The following is a 25,894-nucleotide window of genomic DNA, read 5'->3' on the forward strand; positions in this document are numbered from 1 at the left end:
CAGGTATCTGCGACCTTTGATTGGCCACAGTTTAGGGAACGACCGGGTCGAGCGCCAGTTATCTACATGGCCACTTCCACTTGGCCAGGGGCGGTGACGCGAGCCTTGATCACCCGTTGCGAGTTCAGGTTCTTGACCCGAATCTGCTCGCTCATGCCGCCGTTGGACAGTGCTTCCCCCGGCATTCGTACATTCAAGGTGCCGCTGCGTGCCGAGATCACTACGTGATCGCCTTTGCGCACCACCTCTGCCTGCTCCAGATGACCCAGGGTAATCAGTTGGTCGGCGACCATTGGTCGGACAAGTTTCTGACCAATGGCCTGATCCACCGAGGTCAGGTAGCCCTGATTGCTCTGGCTGATGTCCCGTTCGCGCAGCACGACGTCTTCGGGCTCAATGATGCCGGCGCGCTTGAGTGGCCGTGAGCTGGTAACCACTTCGCGGAACAGTTTGACCTGCGCCGGGACGAACACGGTCCAGGGCGAGCCGCCTTCGCAGCGCACCTTGACCGTGACCCTGCCCAGTGGCTGGGCAGGGCTTTCCAGGCTCGCTGTCAATTCCTTGTCGCACGCCGGCATGCGCATACGGGGATCCAGTTGGTTGACCTGAATTTCGTAGCGTCCTTCCGTTTGACTGGTAGCCAGGTAGTCTTCTACCGTGAATTCAAGAAACCCTTGAGTGACGCCGATAAGCAGATCAGGCAGGGTGACCGAATCAGCAACGGCAGGGCCGCCAGGGTTTAAGATACACAAGGCCGACAGCCCGCAGAGCAATGTGCGGTAGGGGGATGTCAGGCGTCGGGAAAATGTCGTTTTGGCGTTCATAACAGTTAAAAAGCAAGCGCCGTGCCGTTTAGCAATGAGCGTGCGTCGGATCTTAAAGCTTTGGGGAGTCTGGGCATGGCTGGTGTAATGGATTCGGTAAACCAGCGCACGCAATTGGTTGGGCAGAATCGCCTGGAACTGCTGCTGTTCCGTCTGGACGGTGAGCAGCTCTACGGGATCAACGTCTTCAAGGTTCGCGAGGTGCTGCAATGCCCCAAGCTGACCCTGATGCCCAAATCCAATCCTGTGGTGTGCGGTGTCGCGAATATTCGAGGGGCGACCATTCCGATCCTGGATCTGGCAATGGCCACCGGTGCTGGTGGACTGAAGGATCAGAGCAGCCCGTTTGTGATCATCACTGAGTACAACACCAAGACCCAAGGGTTTCTGGTGCGCTCGGTGGAACGCATCGTCAATATGAACTGGGAAGAAATTCATCCGCCACCCAAGGGGACCGGTCGCGATCACTACCTGACCGCGGTGACCCGGGTGGACAACCAGTTAGTCGAAATCATCGACGTGGAAAAGATATTGGCGGAAGTTGCGCCGACCTCGGAGTCGATTTCGGCGGGCGTGGTGGATCTTGAAACCCAGCACAAGGCCGTTTCCCTGCGAGTGCTGACCGTCGACGATTCGTCGGTGGCGCGCAAACAGGTTACCCGCTGCCTGCAGACGGTGGGGGTCGAAGTCGTGGCGTTGAATGATGGCCGGCAAGCGTTGGATTACCTGCGCAAGCTGGTGGATGAGGGCAAGAAGCCGGAAGAGGAGTTCCTCATGATGATTTCCGACATCGAGATGCCCGAAATGGACGGTTACACCCTCACGGCCGAGATACGTAACGATCCACGCATGCAAAAGCTGCATATCATCCTGCATACTTCGTTGTCAGGGGTGTTCAATCAGGCGATGGTGAAGAAGGTCGGTGCCGATGACTTCCTTGCCAAGTTCCGTCCTGATGACCTGGCTTCCCGGGTAGTTGACCGGATCAAAGCAGCAGACCACAGCTGAGGGTATCAGCCCTTGGCGGACATTAGATTTAAGAGGCGGCAGCATTGTCTACGGGTAATTTGGATTTTGAACAGTTCCGGGTCTTCCTGGAAAAAGCCTGTGGTATTTTGCTCGGGGAAAATAAGCAATATCTCGTCTCGAGCCGTCTCAACAAACTGATGGAGCAGCAAGGTCTCAAAACCTTGGGTGAGCTGGTTCAGCGGATTCAGACCCAGCCGCGCAGCGGATTGCGCGAGATGGTGGTGGACGCGATGACCACCAACGAAACCTTGTGGTTTCGTGACACCTATCCCTTCGAAGTGTTGAAGAACAAGGTGCTTCCCGAAGCGATCAAGGCCAGCCCCAACCAGCGTTTGCGGATCTGGTCGGCGGCTTGCTCGTCAGGGCAGGAACCCTATTCGTTGTCGATGTCCATCGACGAGTTCGAGCGCAGCAACATGGGCCAGTTGAAGATGGGGGTGCAGATCGTTGCCACCGACCTGTCCGGAACCATGCTCAACAACTGCAAGACCGGCGAATATGACAGCCTGGCAATTGGGCGTGGCCTTTCTGCCGAGCGCCTGCAGCGTTATTTCGATCCCAAGGGGCCGGGACGCTGGGTGGTCAAGGCACCGATCAAGAGTCGAGTGGAGTTTCGCTCGTTCAACCTGCTGGACAGCTATGCCAGTCTGGGCAAGTTCGATGTCGTGTTTTGCCGCAATGTGCTGATCTACTTCTCGGCCGAGGTCAAGAAGGACATCCTGATGCGCATTCATAGCACTCTGAAACCTGGCGGTTATCTGTTTCTGGGGGCTTCCGAAGCGCTCAATGGCCTGCCGGACCATTATCAGATGGTGCAATGCAGTCCGGGGATCATCTACCAGGCGAAGTGATCGACAGTTGCAACAATGAAAAGGAGGCCATAGGGCCTCCTTTTTTGTACGCGTCAGTTTCTTGCACGCAGTGGCAAATGCGGCAGGACCCTTGCCGCTTTGTCGGCGATTCGCGGAAGGCCATTGCCGCTTTTCTGGCATTGCCGGCTTGCCGCTGTCGGCAAAGCCTTGATTTACGGGGCTTCAGGACTTGGCACGTAGCTTGCTATATCCAGATTACGAAAAATCAGGTCACCCAAAGGTTTCCGACATGAGCATCAGCTTCGATAAAGCGCTCGGTATCCACGAACAGGCTCTTGGCTTTCGCGCCAAGCGCGCCGAAGTGCTGGCCAACAACATCGCCAACGCCGACACCCCGAACTACAAGGCTCGGGATCTGGACTTTTCCGCCGTGCTCGCCGAGCAGAATGAAAAGGTCAAGAACGGCACCTTCGCGTTGAACATGACCAATACCCGGCACATCGAAGCCCAGGGCCTGAGCAGTGGCGACGAGTCGCTGCTGTATCGGACCCCGATGCAGCCTTCGATCGACCAGAACACCGTGGACGCCCAGCTGGAGCAATCGAGCTATGCGCAGAACTCGGTGGACTTCCAGGCCAGCTTCACGCTGCTCAACAGCAAATTCAAAGGGTTGGTAGCAGCCCTGCGCGGAGAGTAATCCATGTCCCTCGCCAGTGTTTTCAATATTGCCGGTAGTGGCATGAGCGCTCAGACCACGCGTCTGAACACCGTCGCCAGTAACATCGCCAACGCCGAGAGCGTGTCGTCGAGCATCGATCAGACCTATCGTGCGCGTCACCCGGTATTCGCCACCATGTTCCAGGGTGCCCAGAGCGGCGGTAGCGATTCGCTGTTCCAGAACCAGGACGCCGCAGGCCAGGGCGTGCAGGTGCTGGGTGTGGTGGAAGACCAGAGCAATCTGGAAGCTCGCTATGAGCCTAACCATCCGGCCGCGGACGCCAAGGGTTATGTCTACTACCCCAACGTCAACGTGGTGGAGGAAATGGCCGACATGATTTCCGCCAGCCGCTCGTTCCAGACCAACGCTGAAATGATGAACACCGCCAAAACCATGATGCAGAAGGTCCTGACCCTCGGTCAGTGATAAGGGGCGAAGCCAATGAGCGTTACTGATACCACCAGCGGCCCGTCCCTCAAGGACGTATTGGCCAACTCGTCAAAGAAAACCACGACCACGTCCAGTGCCGACGGCCTGGCGGCTGCTACCAACAGCGCCACTGGCAAGCAGTCCCTGGGCAAGGACGCGTTCCTCAAGCTGCTGGTGACCCAGCTGAACAACCAGAACCCGCTGGATCCTCAGGACAACAGTGCATTCGTTGCCCAGCTGGCGCAGTTCTCCACCCTGGAGGGGATTACCACCCTCAATACCTCGGTGAACTCCATCACGGGCAACTACAAGTCGTCTCAGGCATTGCAGGCTTCGTCCCTAGTGGGGCGTTCGGTGATCGTCCAGACCGGCTCTACCCAGGTGGACACCAGCAAGAGCATGACCGGTTCCGTGACCGTACCTTCCAGTGTGAGTTCGGTCAGCGTGACCATCACCGACAAGGATGGAAACACCGTCAAGACCATCGACATGGGCAGTCAGAAGGCCGGTAACGCCAGCTTTGTCTGGGATGGCACCAAGACGGATGGCACCAAGGCGGATCCGGGCACCTACAACTTCAAGGCCAGCACTACCATCGACGGCAAGGGGACTGATCTGATCACCTACCTGCCAGCGACGGTCAACAGCGTCACCATCAGCCAGACCGGCGGCGAGTTGATGTTGAACCTTGCCGGCATGAGCAGTCCGATTGGCCTGTCCAAAGTACAAACCATTGGTATCTAGAGCCGACTAACCGGCAAAAGGAGTGGAATATGTCTTTCAATATCGGCCTTAGCGGTCTCTACGCTGCCAACAAACAGCTGGACGTTACCGGCAACAACATCGCCAACGTCGCCACCACCGGTTTCAAATCCTCCCGTGCGGAATTCGCCGACGTCTATTCGGCCACCAAGCTGGGCAGCGGCACTCAGGTGATTGGTAACGGCGTGCGCCTGGCCAACGTTTCCCAGCAGTTCACCAACGGTGATATCAACAACACCGGCAACGTGCTGGACATGGGCATCCAGGGCCAGGGTTTCTTCGTGCTCAGCACCAATGGCTCCCTGACCTACACCCGTGCCGGTACTTTCAAGACCGACAAGGATGGCTTCATCACCAACAGTGACGGCACTGCGCGTCTGCAAGGTTATGCCGTGGATGCCAATGGCAAGATCATCAACGGTGTGTTGACCGACCTGCGGATCGATACTTCGAACCTGGCACCCAAGCCAACCGACTCGATCTCCTCGACGATCAACCTGAACTCCGATGCCGATCCGATCAACGTCAACCCAGTGGCGCCGGCTCCGGCTTATGTGTTCGATCCGACCAAGAACACCACCTACACCAAGCAGTTCAGTACCCCGGTGTATGACACCCAGGGCAACAAGCACGTCATGGATCAGTACATGATCAAGACGCAGAACCCCAACGAATGGCAGACCTACACCCTGATCGATGGTCGCAACCCAGATGGTTCGGCTTTCACCATGGCCAACCAGGCGCCGATCACTATCAAGTTTGACTCCTCGGGCAAGCTTCAGACCCTGACGCCGCCTGCTGCACCGGCCGTCAGCCAGTTCACCGTCAATGGCAACAATATCGCCATGACCGCCTGGACTCCGGGTGATGTGGTCAATGGTGTCTTCGTTCCCAATGGTGCAGCGCCTGCACCGGGCGGCGTGAAGATCGATATGACCAAGACCGGTTCGGTATTCGGCGATACCAACCGTTCGGTAATCGCGCAGAACGGTTACTCCACTGGCCAGATCTCTAGCCTGACCATCGACGGCACCGGCGTCATGCTGGCCAACTTCAGCAACGAGCAGACCAAGCCGATCGGTCAGATCTCCCTGGCCAGCTTCACCAACGAGCAAGGCTTGCAGCCGGTAGGCGGCACCCAGTGGAAAGAAACCTACTCGTCGGGTATTCCAGGTTATGACGCACCGAAGACCGGAACCCTGGGCGCGGTAGTGTCCAACTCCCTAGAAGAGTCCAACGTCAACCTGACCAACGAACTGGTGAACCTGATCAAGGCCCAGAGCAACTATCAGGCGAACGCCAAGACCATCTCCACCCAGAGCACCATCATGCAGACCATCATCCAGATGACCTGATGCGGGTTGGCTGACACGCTGTACGAAAAGCCCCTCCTTGAGGGGCTTTTTTGTGCCTGTTCGATGGCGCTGTTTACCCTGCAGGAGCCTCTGCCGCAGGAGCTGGCTTGCCAGCGAAGGCGCTCTCTGAAGCCGTGCAAGGCTTCGGAGCTATTCGCCGGCAAGCCGCTTCCTGCACTGTGTTGCGGGCAAAAGAAAACCCCCGATAAACCGGAGGTCTATCGGGGGTTGTGGCAGGTGCCCGCGGGCACCTGTCAGCTCAGCTTATTGGCAAGCTTCGCAATCCGGCTCGTCGATGGCGCAAGCCTTCGGCACTGGCGCAGGACCGGCAGGAGCCGCCAGGACCGAGTCGTCACCGTGGTTGCCGCCGCTGGAAACAGCGTTCAGCTTACCGGTGTTGATGGTCGACTTCTCGGTGCTGGTAGCGGCCAGGGCACGGAGGTAGTAAGTGGTTTTCAGGCCACGGTACCAAGCCATGCGGTAGGTCACGTCGAGCTTCTTGCCCGAGGCGCCGGCGATGTACAGGTTAAGCGACTGAGCCTGGTCGATCCACTTCTGGCGACGGCTGGCGGCGTCGACGATCCACTTGGTTTCCACTTCGAAGGCGGTCGCGTAGAGCTCCTTGAGCTCCTGCGGGATGCGCTCGATCTGCTGTACCGAACCGTCGTAGTACTTCAGGTCGTTGATCATCACCGAGTCCCACAGGCCGCGAGCTTTCAGGTCGCGTACCAGGTACGGGTTGATCACGGTGAATTCGCCCGACAGGTTGGATTTCACATACAGGTTCTGATAGGTCGGCTCGATCGACTGCGACACGCCGGTGATGTTGGCGATGGTCGCGGTCGGGGCGATGGCCATGATGTTGGAGTTACGAATGCCTTTCTGCACGCGGGCACGTACCGGCGCCCAGTCCAGGGTTTCGTTGAGGTCCACATCGATGTACTTCTGGCCACGGGCCTCGATCAGGATCTGTTGCGAGTCCAGTGGCAGGATGCCCTTGGACCACAGCGAGCCCTGGAAGGTCTCGTAGGCGCCGCGCTCATCGGCCAGGTCGCAGGAAGCCTGGATCGCGTAGTAGCTGACCGCTTCCATGGACTTGTCGGCGAACTCGACGGCCGCGTCGGAACCGTAAGGGATGTGCTGCAGGTACAAGGCGTCCTGGAAGCCCATGATGCCCAGGCCGACCGGGCGGTGCTTGAAGTTGGAGTTCTTCGCTTGCGGCACCGAGTAGTAGTTGATGTCGATCACGTTGTCGAGCATGCGCACGGCGGTGTTCACGGTGCGTTGCAGCTTGGCGGTGTCGAGCTTGCCGTCCTTGATGTGGTTCGGCAGGTTGATCGAGCCCAGGTTGCAGACCGCGATCTCGTCCTTGTTGGTGTTCAAGGTGATCTCGGTGCACAGGTTCGAGCTGTGGACCACGCCCACGTGCTGCTGCGGGCTGCGCAGGTTGCACGGGTCCTTGAAGGTCAGCCATGGGTGGCCGGTTTCGAACAGCATGGACAGCATCTTGCGCCACAGGTCTTTGGCCTGGACGGTCTTGAACAGCTTGATCTTGTTGTACTCGGTCAGGGCTTCGTAGTACTCGTAGCGCTCTTCGAAGGCCTTGCCGGTCAGGTCGTGCAGATCCGGCACTTCCGATGGCGAGAACAGGGTCCACTTGCCGTCGTCGAAGACGCGCTTCATGAACAGGTCGGGGATCCAGTTGGCGGTGTTCATGTCGTGGGTACGACGACGGTCATCACCGGTGTTCTTGCGCAGCTCGATGAACTCTTCGATGTCCATGTGCCAGGTTTCCAGGTAGGCACAGACAGCGCCCTTGCGCTTGCCACCCTGGTTCACGGCTACTGCTGTGTCGTTGACCACTTTCAGGAAAGGCACGACGCCCTGGGACTTGCCGTTGGTGCCCTTGATGTAGGAGCCCAGCGCACGAACCGGAGTCCAGTCGTTGCCCAGGCCACCGGCGAATTTCGACAGCATGGCGTTGTCGTGGATGGCGCCGTAGATGCCCGACAGGTCGTCCGGAACGGTGGTCAGGTAGCAGCTCGACAGCTGTGGACGCAGGGTGCCGGCGTTGAACAGAGTCGGAGTCGAAGCCATGTAGTCGAAGGACGACAACAGGTTGTAGAACTCGATGGCGCGGTCTTCACGCTGTTTCTCTTCGATCGCCAGGCCCATGGCCACGCGCATGAAGAAGATCTGCGGCAGTTCGAAACGCACGCCATCCTTGTGGATGAAGTAGCGGTCGTACAGGGTCTGCAGGCCCAGGTAGGTGAACTGCTGGTCGCGTTCGTGGTTGATCGCCTTGCCGAGTTTCTCCAGGTCGAACTCAGCCAGTACCGGGTTCAGCAGTTCGAACTCGATGCCCTTGGCGACGTAGGCCGGCAGCGCCTTGGCGTACAGGTCGGCCATTTCGTGGTGGGTGGCGCTTTCGGCGACTTCGAGGAAGCCCAGGCCTTCGGCGCGCAGGGTGTCCATCAGCAGGCGGGCGGTGACGAACGAGTAGTTCGGCTCGCGCTCGACCAGGGTGCGGGCGGTCATGACCAGGGCGGTGTTGACGTCTTTCAGGGCCACGCCGTCGTAGAGGTTCTTCAGGGTTTCGCGCTGGATCAGGTCGCCGTCGACCTCTTCCAGGCCTTCGCAGGCTTCGCTGACGATGGTGTTCAGGCGGCCCATGTCCAGGGGCGCGAGGCTGCCATCGGCGCGAGTGATGCGGATCGATGGGTGGGCTTGTACCGGCTCTTCGCTGCTGGAGCGGGTGGCGCGTTCCTTGGCGCGGGAGTCGCGGTAGATCACGTAGTCGCGGGCCACTTTCTGTTCGCCGGCACGCATCAGGGCCAGTTCGACCTGATCCTGGATCTCTTCGATGTGGATGGTGCCGCCCGAAGGCATGCGACGCTTGAAGGTTGCGGTGACCTGTTCGGTCAGGCGCGCCACGGTGTCGTGGATTCGCGACGAGGCAGCGGCGGTGCCGCCTTCAACTGCGAGGAACGCTTTGGTGATAGCGACGGTGATCTTGTCGTCGGTGTAGGCAACGACAGTGCCGTTACGCTTGATCACGCGCAATTGGCCAGGGGCGGTAGCAGACAGATCCAGATTGGAATCGGCGGCCTGCGGCGCATTGGCCTGCGGGTTCTCGCGAGTTGTGTCGGTTTGCATGGGTGTCTCCACGTTCTCTATGTTTGTTTGGGCACCAATGAGGTGCCCACCGTTCCGTCCTGAAGCACTACAGCCGGCAGAGGCCGGGCATAACGACTTCGGGACAGTTCAGGAAGGGGGCTATGGGCGCCGCTTCCATGCCGAAGTCTTGGGCGTCGAGCCAGAGGCTCGGCACCTTATTCCTGGTGGGTGACAGTATTGTGGCTGCAACACCCGTACCGCTTTCTCCTGGGCAGGGTGGAAAACGATGCCATCCGCACGCGCGGTGTTGGTCTTTTGAAACAGCGATTGGTTCCACCAAACGGGGCAAGAAAAGGGCTTGAGTTTCTCGTCTGAATTGTGTTTGGTTTTTGGTGTAAAACCCTAGATATAGGGATTTTTAGCCGCCGGGCTACAAGATAATGCGTTTTGGGGACTGATTGCAACGTACTGCCTGTGGATAAGGTTGTGCGTAAATTGTGTATGGACTGGGTAAAACTCATGCAGCCCGCAGTCCCAGTGCATGCAACCGTTTGTCACTGTTTTTTATCCCTGGAAATTGCCTTGGGCGGATTTTTGCGGGCGCGAACCCTATCACAAAAAATCGCCCTGACCGAGTCGTTTTAGTCGCTTGTCCGGGGGCGCATGCCGGTTGCTACAATCCGCCGCTGTCCTTGCAGCGATGACTGCGTTTTCCACGACAAGTTATCCGCCGTTTTCATGACAAAAAGACGGGTGTCTTGTTTTCAATGAGTGCTGGCAATGAAGAGGTCGAGCGTGGAGCAAGAAGCCTGGCAGGTACTGATTGTTGAGGATGACCAGCGTCTGGCTGAGTTGACCCGTGAATATCTGGAGAGCAACGGTCTGCAGGTGGCGATCGAAGGCAATGGTGCCCTGGCTGCCGAGAGGATCATCGCCGAGCAGCCGGACCTGGTGATTCTCGACCTGATGCTGCCCGGCGAAGACGGCCTGAGCATCTGTCGCAAGGTCCGCGATCGCTACGATGGGCCGATCCTCATGCTCACCGCCCGCACCGATGATATGGATCAGGTCATGGGGCTGGATCTGGGGGCCGATGACTACGTCTGCAAGCCGGTGCGTCCACGCCTGTTGCTGGCCAGGATCCAGGCCTTGCTACGGCGCAGCGAGGCGCCTCAGCCCGCCCCGGAGAAAAGCCGGCGCCTGCGCTTCGGACCTTTGCTGGTAGACAGCGCCCTGCGCGAAGCCTGGCTGAGCGACGTGGGTATCGAGTTGACCAGCGCCGAATTCGATCTGCTGTGGCTGCTGGTGGTCAACGCCGGGCGGATTCTGTCCCGCGAGGAAATCTTCAATGCCCTGCGGGGGATTGGTTATGACGGCCAGGACCGCTCCATCGATGTGCGCATTTCGCGCATCCGTCCCAAGATCGGCGATGACCCGGAACACCCGCGGCTGATCAAGACCATTCGCAGCAAGGGTTACCTGTTCGTCCCTGAAGCTGCCGCCGACATGCCCTCGTGAACTCGATCTTCCTGCGCATCTATGGCGGCATGTGTGCCGCGCTGATTCTGGTGGCGCTGCTGGGGGTGCTGGCCCTGCACCTGCTCAACCAAGTGCGCAGCGAGCAGTACCGCGAGCGGCTGGCCCACGGCACCTTCTCGCTGATGGCGGACAACCTGCAGCCGATGAGCGAGATCGAACGGCGCCGGGCGTTGCTGGTGTGGCAGCGCTTGCTAGGCATTCCGCTGAGCCTGAAGACGTTCAGCCAGACCGACCTGGACAGCAGCCAGCGTGGCCGGGTGCTGCGCGGGCAGGCACTGGTGGAACAGACCGGGCCCTTCGCGGCCCGGGTCTACCGCCTGGTCAGCGAGCGGGAGCAACTGCTGCTCAGCGCCGAGGTGCAGCAGATCAGCGAACAACTGGCCCGGGCCACCATCTACCTGCTGGCGGACGAACTGGTGCGCTATCCGGTGGCCGAGCAGCCACAGCGTCTGGCGGCGCTCAAGCAGGCCAAGGGGTTTGGCTTCGACATGCACCTGGCGACCCTGGATGCCGCGGATATGGACGAGGACCAGCGCCGCCGGGTTGCCGAAGGCGATACGGTGATGGCCCTGGGCAAGGGCGGCGACTCGATCCGGGTCTTTGCCGGTTTGGTGGGCACGCCCTGGGTACTGGAAATCGGCCCCCTGTATCAGATGAACCCCTATCCGCCGCAATGGCTGGTGCTGATTGCCGTGCTCGGCCTGAGCCTGATCGGGTTGATCGTCTATCTATTGGTGCGCCAGTTGGAGCGCCGCCTCAGCGGTCTGGAGTCGGCGGCCACGCGGATTGCCAAGGGCAGCCTGGAAACCCGGGTGCCGGCTCGGGGTGCGGATTCGGTGGGGCGTCTGGCGGCCGCCTTCAATGGCATGGCCGAACACCTGCAACGGCTGCTGGCGATCCAGCGCGAGCTGGTGCGGGCGGTGTCCCACGAATTGCGTACTCCGGTGGCGCGCCTGCGTTTCGGCCTGGAGATGATCGCCTCGGCGAGCACCGATCAGGCCCGGCAAAAGTACCTGGACGGCATGGACAACGATATTCAGGACCTCGATCGGCTGGTGGACGAGATGCTCACCTACGCCCGCCTGGAGCAGGGTTCGCCGGCCCTGAACTTCCAGCGCATCGACCTCGATGCCCTGATCAATCAGGTGATCGACGAACTGGCGCCGTTGCGGGCCAATCTCAAGGTCCATCGTGGCTTGTGTCTGTCCGCCGCCGAGTGCGACGGTGCCTGGGTCGAAGCCGAGCCACGCTATCTGCATCGGGCGCTGCAGAATCTGGTGAGCAACGCCATGCGCCACGCCCATTCCCAGGTGACCATCAGTTATCAGGTGGGGCAGTTGCGATGCCGGGTGGATGTGGAGGATGACGGGCCCGGTGTACCGGAAAGTGCCTGGGAAAAGATCTTCACGCCTTTCCTGCGTCTGGACGACAGTCGCACCCGGGCTTCTGGTGGGCATGGACTGGGGCTGTCCATCGTGCGGCGGATCATTCACTGGCACGACGGCCGGGCCCTGATCAGCAAGAGCATCAGCCTGGGGGGCGCCTGCTTTAGCCTGAGCTGGCCGCGGCATCAAGAGCCCCGTTGAGGAGCTCTGTTGAGGAGCCCCGTTGAGGGGCGCCGTTCAGGGCCTGATGGCGATCAGGCTGAGTAACTGACCCGCCTCGACGACGAACTGCCCCAGCAATTCGCGGCCATGGTGCCATTCCTCGGACAGGTCGGTCAGCAGACGCATGCGCACCTGGCCTGTGGGAGTCCACTCCAGTACTTCGGCGTGTTCGAAATAGAAGCTTTTCTGCACCAGCGGATACAGCGCCTTGTATAGGCTTTCCTTGATCGAGAAGGTCAGGGTCACGGCCAGGGCGTGCTGGTCGGCCGGCAAGCGGTCGCGACGTTGCAGCTCCGCCGGAGTAAGAATCTGCCCGGCCAGATTGGCTGCACGTTCGTCGCCGAGGAGCTTTTCCAGATCCATGCCCAGGGCTCGCCAGTGCTGCTTGTCGGCGACGATGGCGGCAGCCCGGCCGGTGCTGTGGGTGATCGAGCCGCAGATATGTTCCGGCCAGACCGGGGCTCGGTCGGCGCCGATCGGCGGGACCCAGTCCAGCTGTTGCAGTTGTCGCAGGGCCTCCCGGGCACACAGGCGCCCGGCGAGAAATTCCGCCTGGCGCTTGGCGACCGAGCGCTGGATGCTGGGCGGTGCGGCAATGCCGCTGCGCTGGAAATCGTCCGCGGCCAACTGCCCGGGGTCGAACCGGGTGCTCAACCAGCGGGTGTCGGGCAAGGCTTCCGGCAAAGGCCAGGAGGCCTCCGGGGGGCTGCAACAGAGGGGGAGAGAAGGGCGTGTATTCATGGCCGCTAGTTTGCCGGGTTGGCGGGTTCGAGGGTAGCGCTGCGTGGCGCCGAGCGAGGAGGTGCAGCTCTGTGGGGAACGCTTGTTGGGGTTAAGCACCGGTAAAAAACAGGCGGATGGATCTGGTTCAGGCGAGGTTAAGGAGGTGTTCAGGGGGAGTTCAGGGCGGGCTGTTTACTCTGGCCCGGCACCCAAAAAGCCAATAGCGCAAAGGAAACTTCCTATGACTTCATTGAAAAAACTGATCCTCGCCTTTACCGTGCTCGGCGCCAGCGCCGCCGTTCAAGCCGCTGACAGCAACTTCGCCAGCCTGACGTTCGGCCAGACCAGCGACAAGGTTAAAAAGTCCAGCCAGCTCAACAGCAACCTCGGTCATCCGAATGCCGATGGCGTGATCGGCAAGGACAACACCTGGGGCCTGCGCCTGGGTCAACAGAACGACCAGGGCCGCTACTACGCCACTTACGATTATGTTTCCGGCTCTCACAACGGCATTAAGTTGCGTCAGCAGAACCTGCTGGGCAGTTACGATATGTTCCTGCCGGTGACCCATACCACCAAGCTCTTTGGTGGCGGCACGGCCGGCCTGACCAAGCTGACCCAGGAGTCCCCGGGCTTCAGCCGCGACAGTGACATCGGCTACGCGGTCGGTGTGCAGGCCGGTGTCCTGCAACAGATTTCACAGAACACCTCGGTGGAGCTCGGCTACCGCTACCTGCGCAGTAATGCCGGGACCGAGATGAGCGAACGGGGCGGCAGCAAGCAAGGTTCACTGAGCCTGACCAGCAGCGCCCAGACCTATCTGTCGGCCAACTACGCTTTCTGATAAGCAGCCTGGCCTGAACCGCGCCGGACCATGCCTTGGGCAGGGTCCGGCGTTGGTGCATTGATCATCAGGGCGCAGGGGCGCCCCTGGAGATGTCGAATTTTGCCTGGGAGAGCGTTATGAAATTGCTGGTCGTCGAAGATGAGGCGCTGTTGCGCCATCATTTGCAAACCCGCCTCACCGACAGCGGTCATGTGGTCGAGTCCGTGGCGAACGCCGAGGAGGCGTTGTACCAGACCGAGCAGTTCAATCACGACCTGGCGGTGATCGACCTGGGCCTGCCCGGCATGGGCGGGCTGGATCTGATCCGCCAGCTGCGCGCCCGGGGCAAGGCATTTCCGATCCTCATCCTCACCGCTCGCGGCAACTGGCAGGACAAGGTCGAAGGTCTGGCCGCCGGTGCCGACGACTATGTGGTCAAGCCCTTCCAGTTCGAGGAGCTGGACGCGCGCCTCAATGCGTTGCTGCGGCGCTCCAGCGGCTTTACCCAGTCGACCATCGTGGCCGGGCCGCTGTTGCTGGACCTGAACCGCAAACAGGCGTCCCTGGATGAGCAGCCCCTGGCGCTGACCGCCTATGAGTACCGGATCCTCGAATACCTGATGCGCCATCACCAGCAGGTGGTGGCCAAGGACCGTTTGATGGAGCAGTTGTACCCGGACGACGACGAGCGCGATCCGAATGTCATCGAGGTGCTGGTGGGGCGCCTGCGGCGCAAGCTGGAAGCGCCTTCGGGCTTCAAGCCCATCGATACGGTGCGTGGCCTGGGCTACCTGTTCAACGAGCGCTGCCGATGATTCGATCGCTGCGCCTGCGGCTGATGCTGGCCGCCACCACCCTGGCGGTGCTGTTCATGCTGGCGTTGCTGCCGGCCATGCAGGGCGCGTTCAGCCTGGCGCTGCAGGACTCCATCGAACAGCGCCTGGCCTCCGACGTCACCACCCTGATTTCGGCGGCGCGGATCGAAAACAATCGCCTGCAGATGCCTGCCCAGCTGCCCGACGAGCGCTTCAATCTCGCCGACAGCCGCCTGCTGGGCTACATCTTTGATCGCGAGGGGCACCTGGTCTGGCGCTCCCGGGCCACCCAGGAAGAGAACATCAACTACCGTCCGCGGTACGACGGGCGTGGCAACGAGTTCGCCAGGATCCGCGAAGCCAATGGCCAGGAGTTCTTCGTCTACGACGTCGAGATCAAGCTGCTGGGGGGCAAGAACGCGGCCTTCAGCATTGTCGCGCTGCAGCCGGTGCGCGAGTACCAGCAGACTCTCGAAGGCGTGCGGGAGAACCTCTACCTGGGATTTGGCGCGGCATTGCTGGTGCTTCTGGCGCTGCTCTGGATGGGCCTGACCTGGGGCTTGCAGGCCCTGCGACGCCTGAGTCAGGAGCTGGACCAGATCGAAAGCGGCACCCGCCAGAGCCTGAGCGAGGAACACCCACGGGAGCTGTTGCGCCTGACCGGCTCCTTGAACCGTTTGCTGCAAAGCGAGCGCGAACAGCGCAGCCGCTATCGGGACTCCCTGGATGATCTGGCCCACAGCCTGAAAACCCCGCTGACGGTGTTGCAAGGGGTGAGCGAGGACATGGCGCAGCGGCCTCAGGACCGGGAGCAGGCCTGGGTCCTGCAAGCGCAGATCGAGCGCATGAGCCAGCAGATCAGCTATCAGTTGCAACGGGCCAGCCTGCGCAAGAGCGGCCTGGTGCGCCATCAGGTGCGGCTGCGGCCGGTGCTGCAAAGCCTGTGCGACACCCTGGACAAGGTCTATCGCGACAAACAGGTGCGGGTGTCATTCGATTTGCCCGAGCACTGCTATGTGCCGATCGAACAGGGTGCCTTGCTGGAGTTGCTCGGCAATCTGCTGGAGAACGCCTACCGCCTGTGCCTGGGCTCGGTGCGCATCAGCGTGCGCGAGACTCTCGACGGCGCCGAATTGTGCGTGGAGGACGACGGTCCCGGCGTGCCGCCGGATCAGCGGGCGCGGATTCTCCAGCGCGGTGAGCGTCTGGATCGCCAGCACCCGGGGCAGGGCATTGGCCTGGCGGTGGTCAAGGACATCATCGAGAGTTACGGCGCGCAGTTGACCCTCGGGGACTCGGCCCTGGGCGGGGCGGCATTTCGCATTCACTTCCCGGCCCTCTAGCGCGAAGCGCTGGGCTAGCGGTCCTGGGCTCGATAGGCGCCCGGGGTCAGGCCGGTCCATTTCTTGAACGCCCGATGAAACGCCGAAGGTTCGGAAAAACCCAGGTGCTCGGCGATCTGTTGCAACGACAGGTCGGCGCGGCCCAGGTGGAAGATGGCAATGTCGCGGCGCAGTTCATCCTTCAACCCCTGAAAGCTCGAGCCTTCCTCGCGCAAGTGTCGGCGCAGGGTCTGCGGGCTGACGTGCAGGTGCTGCGCGACGCTTTCCAGGTCGGGCCAGCGCTTGCGGTCGTGGCTGAGCAGGCGGCGCAGTTGGCTGCTGAGGCTGTCGCCCTCGTCCGGTCGCGACAGCAGGTCGGCGGGGGAGCGTGCGAGGAAGTGCTTGAGGGTGCGTTCATCCTGCAGCAGCGGCATGCCCAGGTAGCGGCTGTGTAACAGCAGGCTGCTGCGTTGCTGGGCGAATACCAGGGGGCAGGGGAAAAGCAGGTCGTATTCCGCGGCGTGTTCGGGTTTCGGATAGCTGAACCCGGCCTGCTCCAGGCGAATGCGCTGGCCGATCAACCAACTGCCCAGGCGGTGCCAGATCACCAGCAGGCTTTCGCTGAGAAAGTGCTCGGGATCCCACAACTCAGAATCATCCAGGCTCAGTCGAGCCATTTCTCCTTCACGCGTCAGACTCAGGCGCGGAGCTTCCGGAAACAAGCTATAAAACAATAAGCCGCGCTGCAGTGCTTTTTCCAAGGTGCGGCAGTGGATCAGGGCGTGGCACATCATGGCGAATGTCCCGCGTTTGCTGGGGCCATTGGCGAAGCCGAGGTATTCGTCGTCCAGTTCCAGCCACAGGTGTTGCAGCAGGCTGGTGAACTGCTCGGGAGCGATGCGTGCCTTGGGTTGGTTCAACAGCTCCGGGCTGATGCCCAGTCGCTGCAGCAGCGGCTCGCAATCGTGACCGCGACGGCGCGCCCCGCCCAGGGCGGCGCGGGCAAAGTGGCTGGCGATGGTGCGTTCGCGCATGAGGCTGGTCCGTCCATTGAGTGGCGGATGTTAGCCAGCCCCCTGATGAGGGAACAAGGCGGATATCCGCCAAATTGTAGGACGAAACCTGGTGAATGGGCGGATATCCGCCAGCTTTGCCGGGTGCAATCAATGCAAGGATCGGCCCGCCCCCTTGATGTCTAAAGGCCTGCAGGGCTTTTGGGCAAGGTGGCACGGGCTTTGCGATAGAGCCGGAAGATCTGCCAGCACGCAGCTCGACACAACAAATCCCTCCAGTGCAGGAGGGTTCGCACTTTAGGCACCGCATGCATCGATGGAAGCTGCATGCCGGGGCTCTTGAGGAACTTTGCAATGACGACTCGTCAGCCACTGTACAAATCCCTGTATTTCCAGGTGATCGTTGCCATCGCCATCGGCATCCTGCTCGGTCACTTCTATCCTCAGACCGGCGTGGCCCTCAAGCCCCTGGGTGACGGGTTTATCAAACTGATCAAGATGGTCATTGCCCCCATCATTTTCTGCACCGTGGTGAGTGGTATCGCCGGCATGCAGAACATGAAGTCGGTCGGCAAGACCGGCGGCTATGCGCTGCTGTACTTCGAAATCGTTTCCACCATCGCCCTGCTGATCGGCCTGATCGTGGTCAACGTGGTGCAGCCGGGTGCCGGCATGCATATCGACGCTTCGACCCTGGATGCCTCGAAAGTCGCGGCCTATGTGACTGCGGGCAATGACCAGAGCATCGTCGGCTTCATCCTCAACGTGATTCCGACCACCATCGTCGGTGCCTTTGCCAACGGCGACATCCTGCAAGTGCTGATGTTCTCGGTGATCTTCGGTTTCGCCCTGCATCGCCTGGGCGCCTATGGCAAGCCGGTGCTGGACTTCATCGACCGTTTCGCCCACGTGATGTTCAACATCATCAACATGATCATGAAGCTGGCGCCCCTGGGTGCGCTGGGCGCCATGGCCTTCACCATCGGTGCCTACGGCGTCGGCTCCCTGGTGCAGCTGGGCCAACTGATGATCTGCTTCTACATCACCTGCGTGGTGTTCGTGCTGGTGGTCCTGGGGGCGATCTGCCGCGCCCACGGCTTCAGCGTGATCAAGCTGATCCGCTACATCCGCGAAGAACTGCTGATCGTGCTGGGTACTTCCTCTTCGGAGTCGGCGCTGCCGCGCATGCTGATCAAGATGGAGCGCCTGGGTGCCAAGAAGTCGGTGGTCGGCCTGGTGATCCCTACCGGCTACTCGTTCAACCTCGACGGTACTTCGATCTACCTGACCATGGCCGCGGTGTTCATTGCCCAGGCCACTGATACCCACATGGACATCACCCACCAGATCACCCTGCTGCTGGTGCTGCTGCTGTCCTCCAAAGGCGCTGCGGGCGTGACTGGCAGTGGCTTCATCGTGCTGGCCGCCACTCTGTCGGCCGTGGGTCACCTGCCGGTGGCCGGCCTGGCGCTGATCCTGGGTATCGACCGCTTCATGTCCGAGGCTCGCGCCCTGACCAACCTGGTAGGCAACGCTGTGGCCACCCTGGTGGTCGCCAAGTGGGTCAAGGAGCTGGACGAAGACAAGCTGCAAGTCGAACTGGCTTCCGGTGGTCGCGGTATCAGCGACACCCGCGAAACGGATGATCTGGGTGTGGCCGAAGGTCCGGCGCCAAGCATCAAGTAAGCCTGGCTCAACATAAGAAACCCGCTGCGGCGGGTTTTTTATTGCCTGGTGCATGAGCGCAACGGTCAGTCCGGCTGAGCGTTGTGGTAATTGTTGCACGGCTTGCGGCTGCCTACTCTCTGGCGGTCGATCAAGAGGAGCGGGCACATGCAAGGGCCGTTGGCGTCACTCAAGGTACTGGATTTCTCCACCCTGCTGCCGGGGCCGTTCGCCTCGCTGCTGCTGGCGGACATGGGCGCCGAGGTGCTGCGCATCGAGTCGCCGACCCGCATGGACCTGTTGCGGGTGCTGCCGCCCCACGATCAGGGGGTATCCGCCAGCCACGCCTATCTCAATCGCAACAAACGCAGCCTGGCCCTGGACCTCAAGCGGCCCGAAGCGCTGGAGGTGGTGCGGCAACTGCTGCAGGAGCATGACATTGTCCTCGAACAGTTTCGTCCGGGGGTGATGGAGCGCCTGGGGCTGGGGTACGAAGCCTTGAAGGCGATCAACCCGCGGCTGATTTACGTGTCCATCACCGGTTATGGCCAGACCGGGCCCTACAAGGACCGCGCCGGGCACGACATCAATTACCTGGCCCTGGCCGGGCTGGCCAGCCAGACCGGGCGTCGCGATCAGGGGCCCTTGCCTCTGGGCATTCAGGCGGCGGACATCGCCGGTGGCTCGCTGCACGGGGTGATTGGCCTCTTGGCGGCGGTGATCGCTCGTCAGCACAGTGGCCAGGGCCAGCACCTGGATATCAGCATGACCGACTGTGTGTTCAGCCTGAACGCCATGGCCGGCGCCGGTTATCTGGCGTGTGGGGTCGAGCCGGGGATGGAGCAGCAGGCGCTCAACGGCGGCAGTTTCTATGACTACTACCGCAGTCGGGATGGTCGCTGGCTGTCAGTGGGCAGCCTGGAGCCGGTGTTCATGCAGCAGTTGTGTCAGGCCCTGGAGCGACCGGAGCTGGCGGCCCAGGGCTTGTCGCCCGTTGCGGAGCAGCAACAGGCCCTCAAGCGGGCCTTGCAGAGCGAGTTTGAACAGCGCGACTTCGCCGAGCTCTGCCAACTGTTCGCCGGGCTCGATGCCTGTGTCGAACCGGTCCTGAGTCTGGCCGAGGCGGTGCAGCACCCGCAGTTGCAGGCCCGGCGACTGGTCAGTCAGGTGCCCCGTGAGGACGGCAGTCTCCAGGCGCAGATGGCCTGTCCGCTGAAGTTCTCCGAGGGCTTGCCCGAACCGCGGCATATCGGCGCCCGACTGGGGGCCCACTCCACGCAGGTACTGACAGAGCTGGGCTACAGCGCCGAGCGCATCGAGGCGCTTCGACGCGAGGGGATCGTCGGCTAGGCGCGGGCTTGCCGGCGAAGCTCTTCACCCACGGTCATTCGACTCGGGTTTCCCCGCTGTAAACCAGGGTGTGCCGGCAGCGCCGGCACAGGTAGCGGCGCCCCTGCGCCACCAGCTTGTGGCGCTGGGCGGAAAACGGGAAATCGCTCTCGGCGCAGGGACAGCGATAGATGTAGCGGGTCACGCTGCGGCGTTTGATCGCATAGGTGTGGCAACGGTTGGGCGGCAGTTCATAGACCCCGCGCATGATCAGTTGCCATTCCTCGCCATGGGGCTGGATGCGCTCGCCGAACAACTGGTGAGCGATCAGGTGCGCGACTTCATGGGCCACCGTCTGCTTGAGGAAGTCTTCGGTGTTTTCCCGGTACAGCTGCGGATTGAAGCGCAGCAGGTTTTCATACAAATGAGCGACCCCGGCTTTCTGGCCGCGCAACTTGAGGCTGACCACCGGGCGTTTGAAAGGACGTTTGAAAAAGGATTCAGCGAGTAGGAAACAGTCTTCGACGCGGGTATTGAGTTGCTCGGGCATGCTTAACGGCTCTCCAGAGTGGCTGAGTATGCCGCAAAGACCGGCGAATCCGAATCGTCCAGGTGCCGAATGGTCGCAGGATCGACCATTAAGAAGGCCGCCTTGCGGCGGCCTGTGTTGGCAGATGGAGGATTATTATTGGTGCGGCGTCAGTTGGTGTACACGGGGCCGACGCCCAGGCCCCAGACAATCACGGTGAAGGCCATGATCGCGACCAGCACCACCAGTCCCACCGCCAGGACCGAGCTGGAAAACAGGAAGCCCTCGTCGGACGGGATGTTCATGAAGGTCGGCAGTCCGACGTAGAGCAGGTACACGGTGTAGCAGATTGCCGCGGTGCCGATGATCATCCCCAGCCACATGTGTGGATACAGGGCCGCCAGGCCGCCGACGAACAGCGGAGTCGCGGTGTAGGTGGCAAAGGCCACGCAGCGCGCCAGGCTCGGGCTGGCATCATAGGTCCGGGCCATCCAGTGAATGAACGCGCCCATCACCGCCACGCCGCAGAGCATGGCCAGGTACGACATGATGGTCATCCACAGGGCGCTTTCCATGGTCAGCATCACCGGCGCGCGGTTGCCGATGACCCAGCCGACCTGGGTGGTGCCGATAAAGGCCGAGACAGCGGGGATCGCCGCCAGAATCAGCGTGTGAGTGAGGTACATGTGACTGATGCTTTCCTCGGCATCGCCACGGATTTCTCGCCATTCCTGATCGGGGTGGGTGAAGAGTCCTACGACATGATGAATCATGGTCAGTCACTCCTTAAATGTTGCCATCGCCCCCCAACGGAGCGCTTACAGCCAATTGGCACGGTCAGTATAGGTCTATGCGGGTGTGCGACCTTATGTCGCAGTATAGGAAGGAGTTCTCCTCAGATGTGCGCGGCTTTAGAGCAAATTGCGCTGTAAAACACTGGGGTAATCGCGGTCGTGTCTGTTACCCCCGTCTGGCCGGATAGCCCCTTGCGGCGCTTTCACGGGGCCGGGGTTTTGCTTAAAATGCCCGGCTTTTCGTCACATACCTCGCGGATTCCAAGCGCCATGGGCACTCTTACGGTCAACCAGAACAAACTGCAGAAACGCCTTCGCCGCCTGGCGGGCGAAGCGGTCGCCGATTTCAACATGATCGAAGAGGGCGACAAGGTCATGGTCTGCCTGTCCGGCGGCAAGGACAGCTACACCATGCTCGATGTGCTGCTGCACCTGCAGAAGGTGGCGCCGATCAAGTTCGATATCGTCGCGGTGAACATGGACCAGAAGCAGCCCGGCTTTCCCGAGCATGTGCTGCCGGCCTACCTCAAGGCATTGGGGATCGAGTACCACATCGTCGAGAAGGACACCTATTCGGTGGTCAAGGAGCTGATCCCGGAAGGCAAGACCACCTGCTCGCTGTGCTCGCGCCTGCGCCGCGGCACTCTGTACACCTTCGCCGATGAAATCGGCGCGACCAAGATGGCCCTGGGTCACCACCGTGACGACATCGTCGAGACTTTCTTCCTCAACATGTTCTACAACGGCTCGCTCAAGGCCATGCCGCCCAAGCTGCTGGCCGACGACGGGCGCAACGTGGTGATCCGTCCGCTGGCCTACTGCAGCGAAAAGGACATTCAGGCCTATTCCGACCTCAAGCAGTTCCCGATCATCCCGTGCAACCTCTGCGGCTCCCAGGAGAACCTGCAGCGCCAGGTGGTCAAGGAGATGCTTCAGGAGTGGGAGCGCAAGAGCCCGGGGCGTACCGAGAGCATCTTCCGTGGCCTGCAGAACGTGATTCCGTCGCAACTGGCGGATCGCAACCTGTTCGACTTCACCAACCTGCGCATCGATGACAACGCCACGCCGCGCTTCGTCAATGTGCTGAACCTCTGATCCGTAATCGCTGAACCAAGGTGGCGGCGCCATCCATACCGGGGCGCCGCGGCCGGCCTTCAGGCGCTCGGCACCCGCGGCACGAAGGCCACGCTGCCCTCTGCGGATTTCTTCGCCAGGCGCTCACCGTGGGTGGGCAGTGTGCGGATCAGTTGATGGTCCTGGCCCAGGTATTCCAGGAGCACGGGCTGATCCTTGTCCTGCTGCACGAATATCAAGGTGCGCTGTGGATCCCAGTGCTGGCCGCTGGTCTGGTCCAGCCAGGCCATGAAGTCGGCGCTAGTGCCGGTTCGCGGAAAATCCGCGGTTTGCGGCACGTAGTAGAAAGCATCTCCCTGGTTCTGCAGGTACATCGGCAATTTGTTGTCCGCCTCTACCAGCACCATGCGCCATTGATTCCAGGGCGCTATCCGGCTGGCCTCGGTTTTCACCTGGGCGCCGAACTGCATCACGCCGCCGCCGCCATTGCTCCAGGGATAGGCGACCCCCAGCACCAACAGCAGGACCACCGCCGCGCTGGCAAAGCCCAGGGCCCAGCGCCGATCGCTCGGCTTGCCGCTGGCGCGTTTTTGCTGCAGATGCCGGTTCAGCCACCAGGCCCCCAATAGCTGGGCGAAGGGCACCAGCGGCAAGACGTAATAGCTGCGTCGGCTGCCGCTGGCGGTGAAGAACAGGAACAGCAGGCCCAGGGCCCAGACCAGCCAGCGCTCATTGGGCTGCAACTGGCGCCAGTGGCGCACCGCAACCCACAGACCGAGCAGCCAGCAGGGAACCCAGGGCAAGGTATAGGCCGGCAGGTAGATCAGGTAGGTATAGATCGGCCCCTGATGGTCGAAGGGGTCGAAGAAGCGCACGACGTTTTCCCGAAACACCAGGCCCAGGCCGCTTTGGCCGTAGGTCGGTGCGCCGTACAGGTGCGACAGCAGGAACGGCACCATGTACACCAGGCCGGACACCACCACGGCCAGGCATAGACGCAGATTCAGGTGGCGTTTCCAGCGGCCCTGGCTGAGCAGGTGAGGCAGCAGGATCAGTCCCGGCAAGACGAAACCGATCAGCCCCTTGAGCAGCGATGTGGCCGCCAGCAACAGGAAGAACACCGTGTAACGACGCAGGCGGGTGTCGTCCGGATCTCGCCAGTACCACCAGACAGAGGCCAGTACGCCGCATACGGTGAGAATGTCGGCGGTGGCCACCCGCGCCCAGAACGCGAAATAGAAGGTGGTGGCCAGCATCCAGCCGGCGATCAGGCCGGTGCCTTTGTGCAACAGTCGCTCGCCGATCAGGTACACCAGCCAGATGCTCAGCCAGGCGGCGAGGACCGACGACAGGCGCAATGACCAGTGCCCCAGTCCGCCCATCAGCCAGGCACTGGCGGTGATCAGCCAGTAGGACGGCAGGGGCTTGTCGTAATAAGGCGCGCCTTTGAGATACGGGTCGAAGTAGTTGCCGCTCTGCAGCATCTGCAGCGCGATATTGGCCCAGCGGGTTTCCGGGCCCCACAGCTCGCGGGAGCCCAGGCCCAGTAGCAGGATCAGGGCCGATACGCCCAGAAGCAGGATCAGGGCCTTGCGCTCGCTGTGGTCGAGATTCATAGACGGATTTCCATGGACTGACTCGAAAAGATTGCAGTGGCCCGGAGGGCCGGACAGCTAAAAAAACGTCAGCGCCGAACGGCTCGACGCTGACGCTGGCTCACCGGGCAGGCTAAGGCTGGCTCTGTGGCACGATCAGGATCAGCAGGTTGCCCTCTTCATAGCGCTTGCCCCCGGGTGGCAGCAGTGCGACTTCCTCGTTCTCCACCACGTTCTTGACCCGCATGACCACGCCCACGGAGCCCTGCTTGCGAGCCTCGGTCATCCATTGGCCGACGTCGGCCATGCTCACTTTGCGCTGCTGCGAATCAGGGTAGGCCAGGCCGTATTTCAGTTCGCCCTCGGTGTTGTACAGCGACACCTGCGGACGTTGCAGGCGCCAGGCCAGGGCCGAGGCCGCTCCCAGGTCATTGCTGAGCAGGGTCTTGGTCTGCTTGAGCTCTTCCAGGTGTTCCTTGATGAACTGGTCGGGCATCTCGTTGTGCACGATCATCGCGGGCATGCCGGCGGGCAGCAGCGCCACCAGCAGCCAGATCCCCAGTGCCGGCGCGGGCCAGTATTGCAGCGGCCTGGAGGCCGGCAGCAGGTTGGCGATGATCCAGCCCATCAGCATGATGAACACCAGGGACAGGCTGAGCATTTCGTTGTGACCGTAAACCGGCCGGGTGAGCTGGATCACCAGCAACGCCACCAGTGCCCCTGCGCCGATCAGCAGATTGAGCAGGCTGTTGAGGCGAATGGCTCGGCCCTGGCGCTGACCGATGCGGTCGATCAGGGCGCTACCCATGAGCACCGCCAATGGCAGCAGGCACGGCATGATGTAGGTCGGCAGCTTGCCCCGGCTCAGGCTGAAAAACACCAGCGGCAGCAGCAACCACAGCAGCAGAAAGCCGCTGTTTGCCTGGCGCTTGTCCTTCCAGGCCTGCATCAGTGTGCCGGGCAGCAGCAGTGCCCAGGGCAGGCAGGAGACGACCAGCAGAGGCAGGTAGAACCACCAGGGGCGGGTGTGTTGGGCATTTTCGGCGGCAAAGCGCCGAATGTGCTCGTGCCAGAAGAAAAAGCGCCAGAAGTCCGGCTCGTGGGCGTGAACGCTGAGCACCCAGGGCAGGCTGATGCCGATGGCCACCAGTACCGCTATTGGCCCGTAGCGCAGCAGTTCGCCCAAGCGACGTTGCCAGAGCATATAGGGCAGGGCGATCAGTACCGGCAGCAGCCAGGCCAGAAAGCCCTTGGTCATGAAGCCCATGCCGCAAGCCGCCCCGAGCACCGCCCAGGCCAGGAGGCGCGCGCGAGTGGTTGGGCTGTCCAGGGCGAACCACAGGGCCACCAGACTCAGGTTGACCCACAGAGTGAATTGCGGGTCGAGGTTGGAGTATCCGGCTTGCCCGGCGATCAGGCCGAAGCTCATGTACAGCAGCGCCGCCGCGAAGCTCTTGCGCGGATCGTTCCACATCCGGCGAGTGATGAGATAAGCCAGCAGCACGCTCAAGCCGGTGCTCAGGGCCGAGGCGATGCGCACCCCGAACAGGTTGTCGCCAAACACCGCCTGGCCGATGGCGATCATCCAGTAGCCGGCAATGGGTTTTTCGAAATAACGGACACCCATGAAGTGCGGCGCCACCCAGTCGCCGCTGAGCAGCATTTCCTGGCTGATTTGCGCGTAGCGGGTTTCATCGGGAATCCACAGACCATGGCTGGCCAGCGGTAGCAGATAGAACAGGCCGAAGGCCAACAGCAGAAATGGCAACGCCCAACGCTTGATCATGCCGTTGCTACTCCCACGCACAGTGTTGCCTGAAGGTGTGGCGCTCGTTCCATAAGCCGGGTGGGTAAAGTGCGGTGCATTTCTGTCCTCGAAGTCAGGTAAGGATTTCAACGTGCAAGTCTTGTTGCCGGGGCGGATTGATGGTCAGCCGATAACGGCATCGGCAAATCGCTTGAGAAGCTATGAGGTCTGTCCGGCTTTTAATAGCTGCATTTTTTATAACGCTTTTAA

The 25,894-nt window shown here is 61.3% G+C and carries 22 protein-coding genes; 14 read left to right on the forward strand and 8 right to left on the reverse strand.

What is annotated here, in order from left to right:
• Positions 1–62: 62 nt before the first annotated feature.
• A complete protein-coding gene (gene flgA, locus GGI48_RS23535; RefSeq protein WP_179600263.1) occupies positions 63–824 on the reverse strand; it encodes a flagellar basal body P-ring formation chaperone FlgA in 762 nt (253 codons plus the stop codon).
• A gap of 75 nt (positions 825–899) precedes the next feature.
• Here flgA and GGI48_RS23540 point away from each other — a divergent pair, with 75 nt between their 5' ends.
• From GGI48_RS23540 to flgE, 6 genes are all read left to right on the forward strand, one after another.
• Positions 900–1,832, forward strand: coding sequence for a chemotaxis protein CheV (locus GGI48_RS23540; protein ID WP_016967560.1), 933 nt, complete (start codon positions 900–902; stop codon positions 1,830–1,832).
• Positions 1,833–1,876: 44 nt separating this feature from the next.
• Positions 1,877–2,704 (forward strand): protein-glutamate O-methyltransferase CheR, encoded by an 828-nt coding sequence (gene cheR / locus GGI48_RS23545; protein WP_016967561.1) that lies wholly within the window; start codon positions 1,877–1,879, stop codon positions 2,702–2,704.
• A gap of 250 nt (positions 2,705–2,954) precedes the next feature.
• Entirely contained in the window at positions 2,955–3,362 is a 408-nt protein-coding gene (gene flgB, locus GGI48_RS23550) for a flagellar basal body rod protein FlgB (protein ID WP_016967562.1), read from the forward strand.
• Positions 3,363–3,365: 3 nt separating this feature from the next.
• On the forward strand, positions 3,366–3,809 hold the full coding sequence (gene flgC / locus GGI48_RS23555; RefSeq protein ID WP_011062742.1) for a flagellar basal body rod protein FlgC: 444 nt from the start codon (positions 3,366–3,368) through the stop codon (positions 3,807–3,809).
• Between the two features lie 15 nt (positions 3,810–3,824).
• Complete coding sequence (flgD, locus tag GGI48_RS23560; RefSeq protein ID WP_047305647.1) at positions 3,825–4,556, forward strand: flagellar hook assembly protein FlgD; 732 nt, start codon at positions 3,825–3,827, stop codon at positions 4,554–4,556.
• 29 nt (positions 4,557–4,585) lie between these two features.
• Entirely contained in the window at positions 4,586–5,929 is a 1,344-nt protein-coding gene (flgE, locus tag GGI48_RS23565; RefSeq protein ID WP_047305646.1) for a flagellar hook protein FlgE, read from the forward strand.
• Positions 5,930–6,193: 264 nt separating this feature from the next.
• Here the strand turns inward: flgE and GGI48_RS23570 are convergent, their stop codons facing one another.
• Positions 6,194–9,085 carry a ribonucleoside-diphosphate reductase subunit alpha gene (locus GGI48_RS23570; protein ID WP_016967565.1) on the reverse strand — a complete coding sequence of 964 codons (2,892 nt, stop codon included), beginning with the start codon at positions 9,083–9,085 and terminating at the stop codon, positions 6,194–6,196.
• A gap of 756 nt (positions 9,086–9,841) precedes the next feature.
• Here GGI48_RS23570 and GGI48_RS23575 point away from each other — a divergent pair.
• Positions 9,842–10,564 carry a response regulator gene (locus tag GGI48_RS23575; RefSeq protein ID WP_179602101.1) on the forward strand — a complete coding sequence of 241 codons (723 nt, stop codon included), beginning with the start codon at positions 9,842–9,844 and terminating at the stop codon, positions 10,562–10,564.
• Positions 10,561–12,171 carry an ATP-binding protein gene (locus GGI48_RS23580; RefSeq protein ID WP_016967568.1) on the forward strand — a complete coding sequence of 537 codons (1,611 nt, stop codon included), beginning with the start codon at positions 10,561–10,563 and terminating at the stop codon, positions 12,169–12,171. Before GGI48_RS23575 ends, GGI48_RS23580 begins: the two co-directional genes overlap by 4 nt.
• 36 nt (positions 12,172–12,207) lie before the next feature.
• Here the strand turns inward: GGI48_RS23580 and GGI48_RS23585 are convergent, their stop codons facing one another.
• A complete protein-coding gene (locus GGI48_RS23585; RefSeq protein ID WP_179600265.1) occupies positions 12,208–12,933 on the reverse strand; it encodes a 4'-phosphopantetheinyl transferase in 726 nt (241 codons plus the stop codon).
• Between the two features lie 223 nt (positions 12,934–13,156).
• On the opposite strand from GGI48_RS23585, the gene GGI48_RS23590 reads away from it, so the two are divergent.
• The 3 genes from GGI48_RS23590 to GGI48_RS23600 all read left to right on the forward strand — a co-directional run bounded on the left by GGI48_RS23590 (position 13,157) and on the right by GGI48_RS23600 (position 15,899).
• On the forward strand, positions 13,157–13,759 hold the full coding sequence (locus tag GGI48_RS23590; RefSeq protein WP_016967570.1) for a membrane protein: 603 nt from the start codon (positions 13,157–13,159) through the stop codon (positions 13,757–13,759).
• A gap of 119 nt (positions 13,760–13,878) precedes the next feature.
• The gene (locus tag GGI48_RS23595; RefSeq protein ID WP_016967571.1) at positions 13,879–14,556 is read left to right on the forward strand and encodes a response regulator; all 678 of its coding nucleotides are present in this window, start codon (positions 13,879–13,881) and stop codon (positions 14,554–14,556) included.
• Entirely contained in the window at positions 14,553–15,899 is a 1,347-nt protein-coding gene (locus GGI48_RS23600; protein ID WP_016967572.1) for an ATP-binding protein, read from the forward strand. The genes GGI48_RS23595 and GGI48_RS23600 overlap by 4 nt, the downstream gene beginning before the upstream one ends.
• A 14-nt stretch (positions 15,900–15,913) precedes the next feature.
• Here GGI48_RS23600 and GGI48_RS23605 read toward each other — a convergent pair whose 3' ends face one another.
• The gene (locus GGI48_RS23605; protein WP_179600267.1) at positions 15,914–16,912 is read right to left on the reverse strand and encodes an AraC family transcriptional regulator; all 999 of its coding nucleotides are present in this window, start codon (positions 16,910–16,912) and stop codon (positions 15,914–15,916) included.
• Positions 16,913–17,245: 333 nt separating this feature from the next.
• Between GGI48_RS23605 and GGI48_RS23610 the strand changes: the two genes are divergently transcribed.
• Both GGI48_RS23610 and GGI48_RS23615 read left to right on the forward strand, forming a co-directional pair.
• Complete coding sequence (locus tag GGI48_RS23610) at positions 17,246–18,577, forward strand: dicarboxylate/amino acid:cation symporter (RefSeq protein ID WP_179600269.1); 1,332 nt, start codon at positions 17,246–17,248, stop codon at positions 18,575–18,577.
• A gap of 147 nt (positions 18,578–18,724) precedes the next feature.
• A complete protein-coding gene (locus tag GGI48_RS23615) occupies positions 18,725–19,906 on the forward strand; it encodes a CaiB/BaiF CoA-transferase family protein (protein ID WP_179600271.1) in 1,182 nt (393 codons plus the stop codon).
• A gap of 34 nt (positions 19,907–19,940) precedes the next feature.
• Here GGI48_RS23615 and GGI48_RS23620 read toward each other — a convergent pair whose 3' ends face one another.
• Together GGI48_RS23620 and GGI48_RS23625 are read right to left on the reverse strand one after the other, a co-directional pair.
• A complete protein-coding gene (locus GGI48_RS23620) occupies positions 19,941–20,435 on the reverse strand; it encodes a SprT family zinc-dependent metalloprotease (RefSeq protein WP_179600273.1) in 495 nt (164 codons plus the stop codon).
• A 149-nt stretch (positions 20,436–20,584) separates the two neighbouring features.
• Entirely contained in the window at positions 20,585–21,187 is a 603-nt protein-coding gene (locus tag GGI48_RS23625) for a Yip1 family protein (RefSeq protein WP_016967577.1), read from the reverse strand.
• A 291-nt stretch (positions 21,188–21,478) separates the two neighbouring features.
• Between GGI48_RS23625 and ttcA the strand changes: the two genes are divergently transcribed.
• The gene (ttcA, locus tag GGI48_RS23630; RefSeq protein ID WP_179600275.1) at positions 21,479–22,303 is read left to right on the forward strand and encodes a tRNA 2-thiocytidine(32) synthetase TtcA; all 825 of its coding nucleotides are present in this window, start codon (positions 21,479–21,481) and stop codon (positions 22,301–22,303) included.
• Between the two features lie 59 nt (positions 22,304–22,362).
• On the opposite strand, the gene GGI48_RS23635 is transcribed toward ttcA, so the two are convergent.
• Entirely contained in the window at positions 22,363–23,898 is a 1,536-nt protein-coding gene (locus GGI48_RS23635) for a glycosyltransferase family 39 protein (RefSeq protein ID WP_179600277.1), read from the reverse strand.
• A gap of 112 nt (positions 23,899–24,010) precedes the next feature.
• On the reverse strand, positions 24,011–25,663 hold the full coding sequence (gene arnT, locus GGI48_RS23640; protein ID WP_047305638.1) for a lipid IV(A) 4-amino-4-deoxy-L-arabinosyltransferase: 1,653 nt from the start codon (positions 25,661–25,663) through the stop codon (positions 24,011–24,013).
• Positions 25,664–25,894 lie beyond the last annotated feature (231 nt).

Source organism: Pseudomonas protegens (assembly GCF_013407925.2).
GTDB classification, from domain to species: domain Bacteria; phylum Pseudomonadota; class Gammaproteobacteria; order Pseudomonadales; family Pseudomonadaceae; genus Aquipseudomonas; species Aquipseudomonas fluorescens_AP.

Coding starts and splice junctions, on each gene's coding strand:
- GGI48_RS23625 (WP_016967577.1), bottom strand. CDS start 21,187: ATGATTCATCATGTCGTAGGACTCTTCACCCACCCCGATCAGGAATGG.
- GGI48_RS23620 (WP_179600273.1), bottom strand. CDS start 20,435: ATGCCCGAGCAACTCAATACCCGCGTCGAAGACTGTTTCCTACTCGCT.
- GGI48_RS23595 (WP_016967571.1), top strand. CDS start 13,879: ATGAAATTGCTGGTCGTCGAAGATGAGGCGCTGTTGCGCCATCATTTG.
- GGI48_RS23615 (WP_179600271.1), top strand. CDS start 18,725: ATGCAAGGGCCGTTGGCGTCACTCAAGGTACTGGATTTCTCCACCCTG.
- GGI48_RS23635 (WP_179600277.1), bottom strand. CDS start 23,898: ATGAATCTCGACCACAGCGAGCGCAAGGCCCTGATCCTGCTTCTGGGC.
- GGI48_RS23600 (WP_016967572.1), top strand. CDS start 14,553: ATGATTCGATCGCTGCGCCTGCGGCTGATGCTGGCCGCCACCACCCTG.
- arnT (WP_047305638.1), bottom strand. CDS start 25,663: ATGATCAAGCGTTGGGCGTTGCCATTTCTGCTGTTGGCCTTCGGCCTG.
- GGI48_RS23605 (WP_179600267.1), bottom strand. CDS start 16,912: ATGCGCGAACGCACCATCGCCAGCCACTTTGCCCGCGCCGCCCTGGGC.
- GGI48_RS23570 (WP_016967565.1), bottom strand. CDS start 9,085: ATGCAAACCGACACAACTCGCGAGAACCCGCAGGCCAATGCGCCGCAG.
- flgC (WP_011062742.1), top strand. CDS start 3,366: ATGTCCCTCGCCAGTGTTTTCAATATTGCCGGTAGTGGCATGAGCGCT.
- flgE (WP_047305646.1), top strand. CDS start 4,586: ATGTCTTTCAATATCGGCCTTAGCGGTCTCTACGCTGCCAACAAACAG.
- flgA (WP_179600263.1), bottom strand. CDS start 824: ATGAACGCCAAAACGACATTTTCCCGACGCCTGACATCCCCCTACCGC.
- GGI48_RS23585 (WP_179600265.1), bottom strand. CDS start 12,933: ATGAATACACGCCCTTCTCTCCCCCTCTGTTGCAGCCCCCCGGAGGCC.
- ttcA (WP_179600275.1), top strand. CDS start 21,479: ATGGGCACTCTTACGGTCAACCAGAACAAACTGCAGAAACGCCTTCGC.
- flgD (WP_047305647.1), top strand. CDS start 3,825: ATGAGCGTTACTGATACCACCAGCGGCCCGTCCCTCAAGGACGTATTG.
- GGI48_RS23590 (WP_016967570.1), top strand. CDS start 13,157: ATGACTTCATTGAAAAAACTGATCCTCGCCTTTACCGTGCTCGGCGCC.
- GGI48_RS23540 (WP_016967560.1), top strand. CDS start 900: ATGGCTGGTGTAATGGATTCGGTAAACCAGCGCACGCAATTGGTTGGG.
- GGI48_RS23610 (WP_179600269.1), top strand. CDS start 17,246: ATGACGACTCGTCAGCCACTGTACAAATCCCTGTATTTCCAGGTGATC.
- flgB (WP_016967562.1), top strand. CDS start 2,955: ATGAGCATCAGCTTCGATAAAGCGCTCGGTATCCACGAACAGGCTCTT.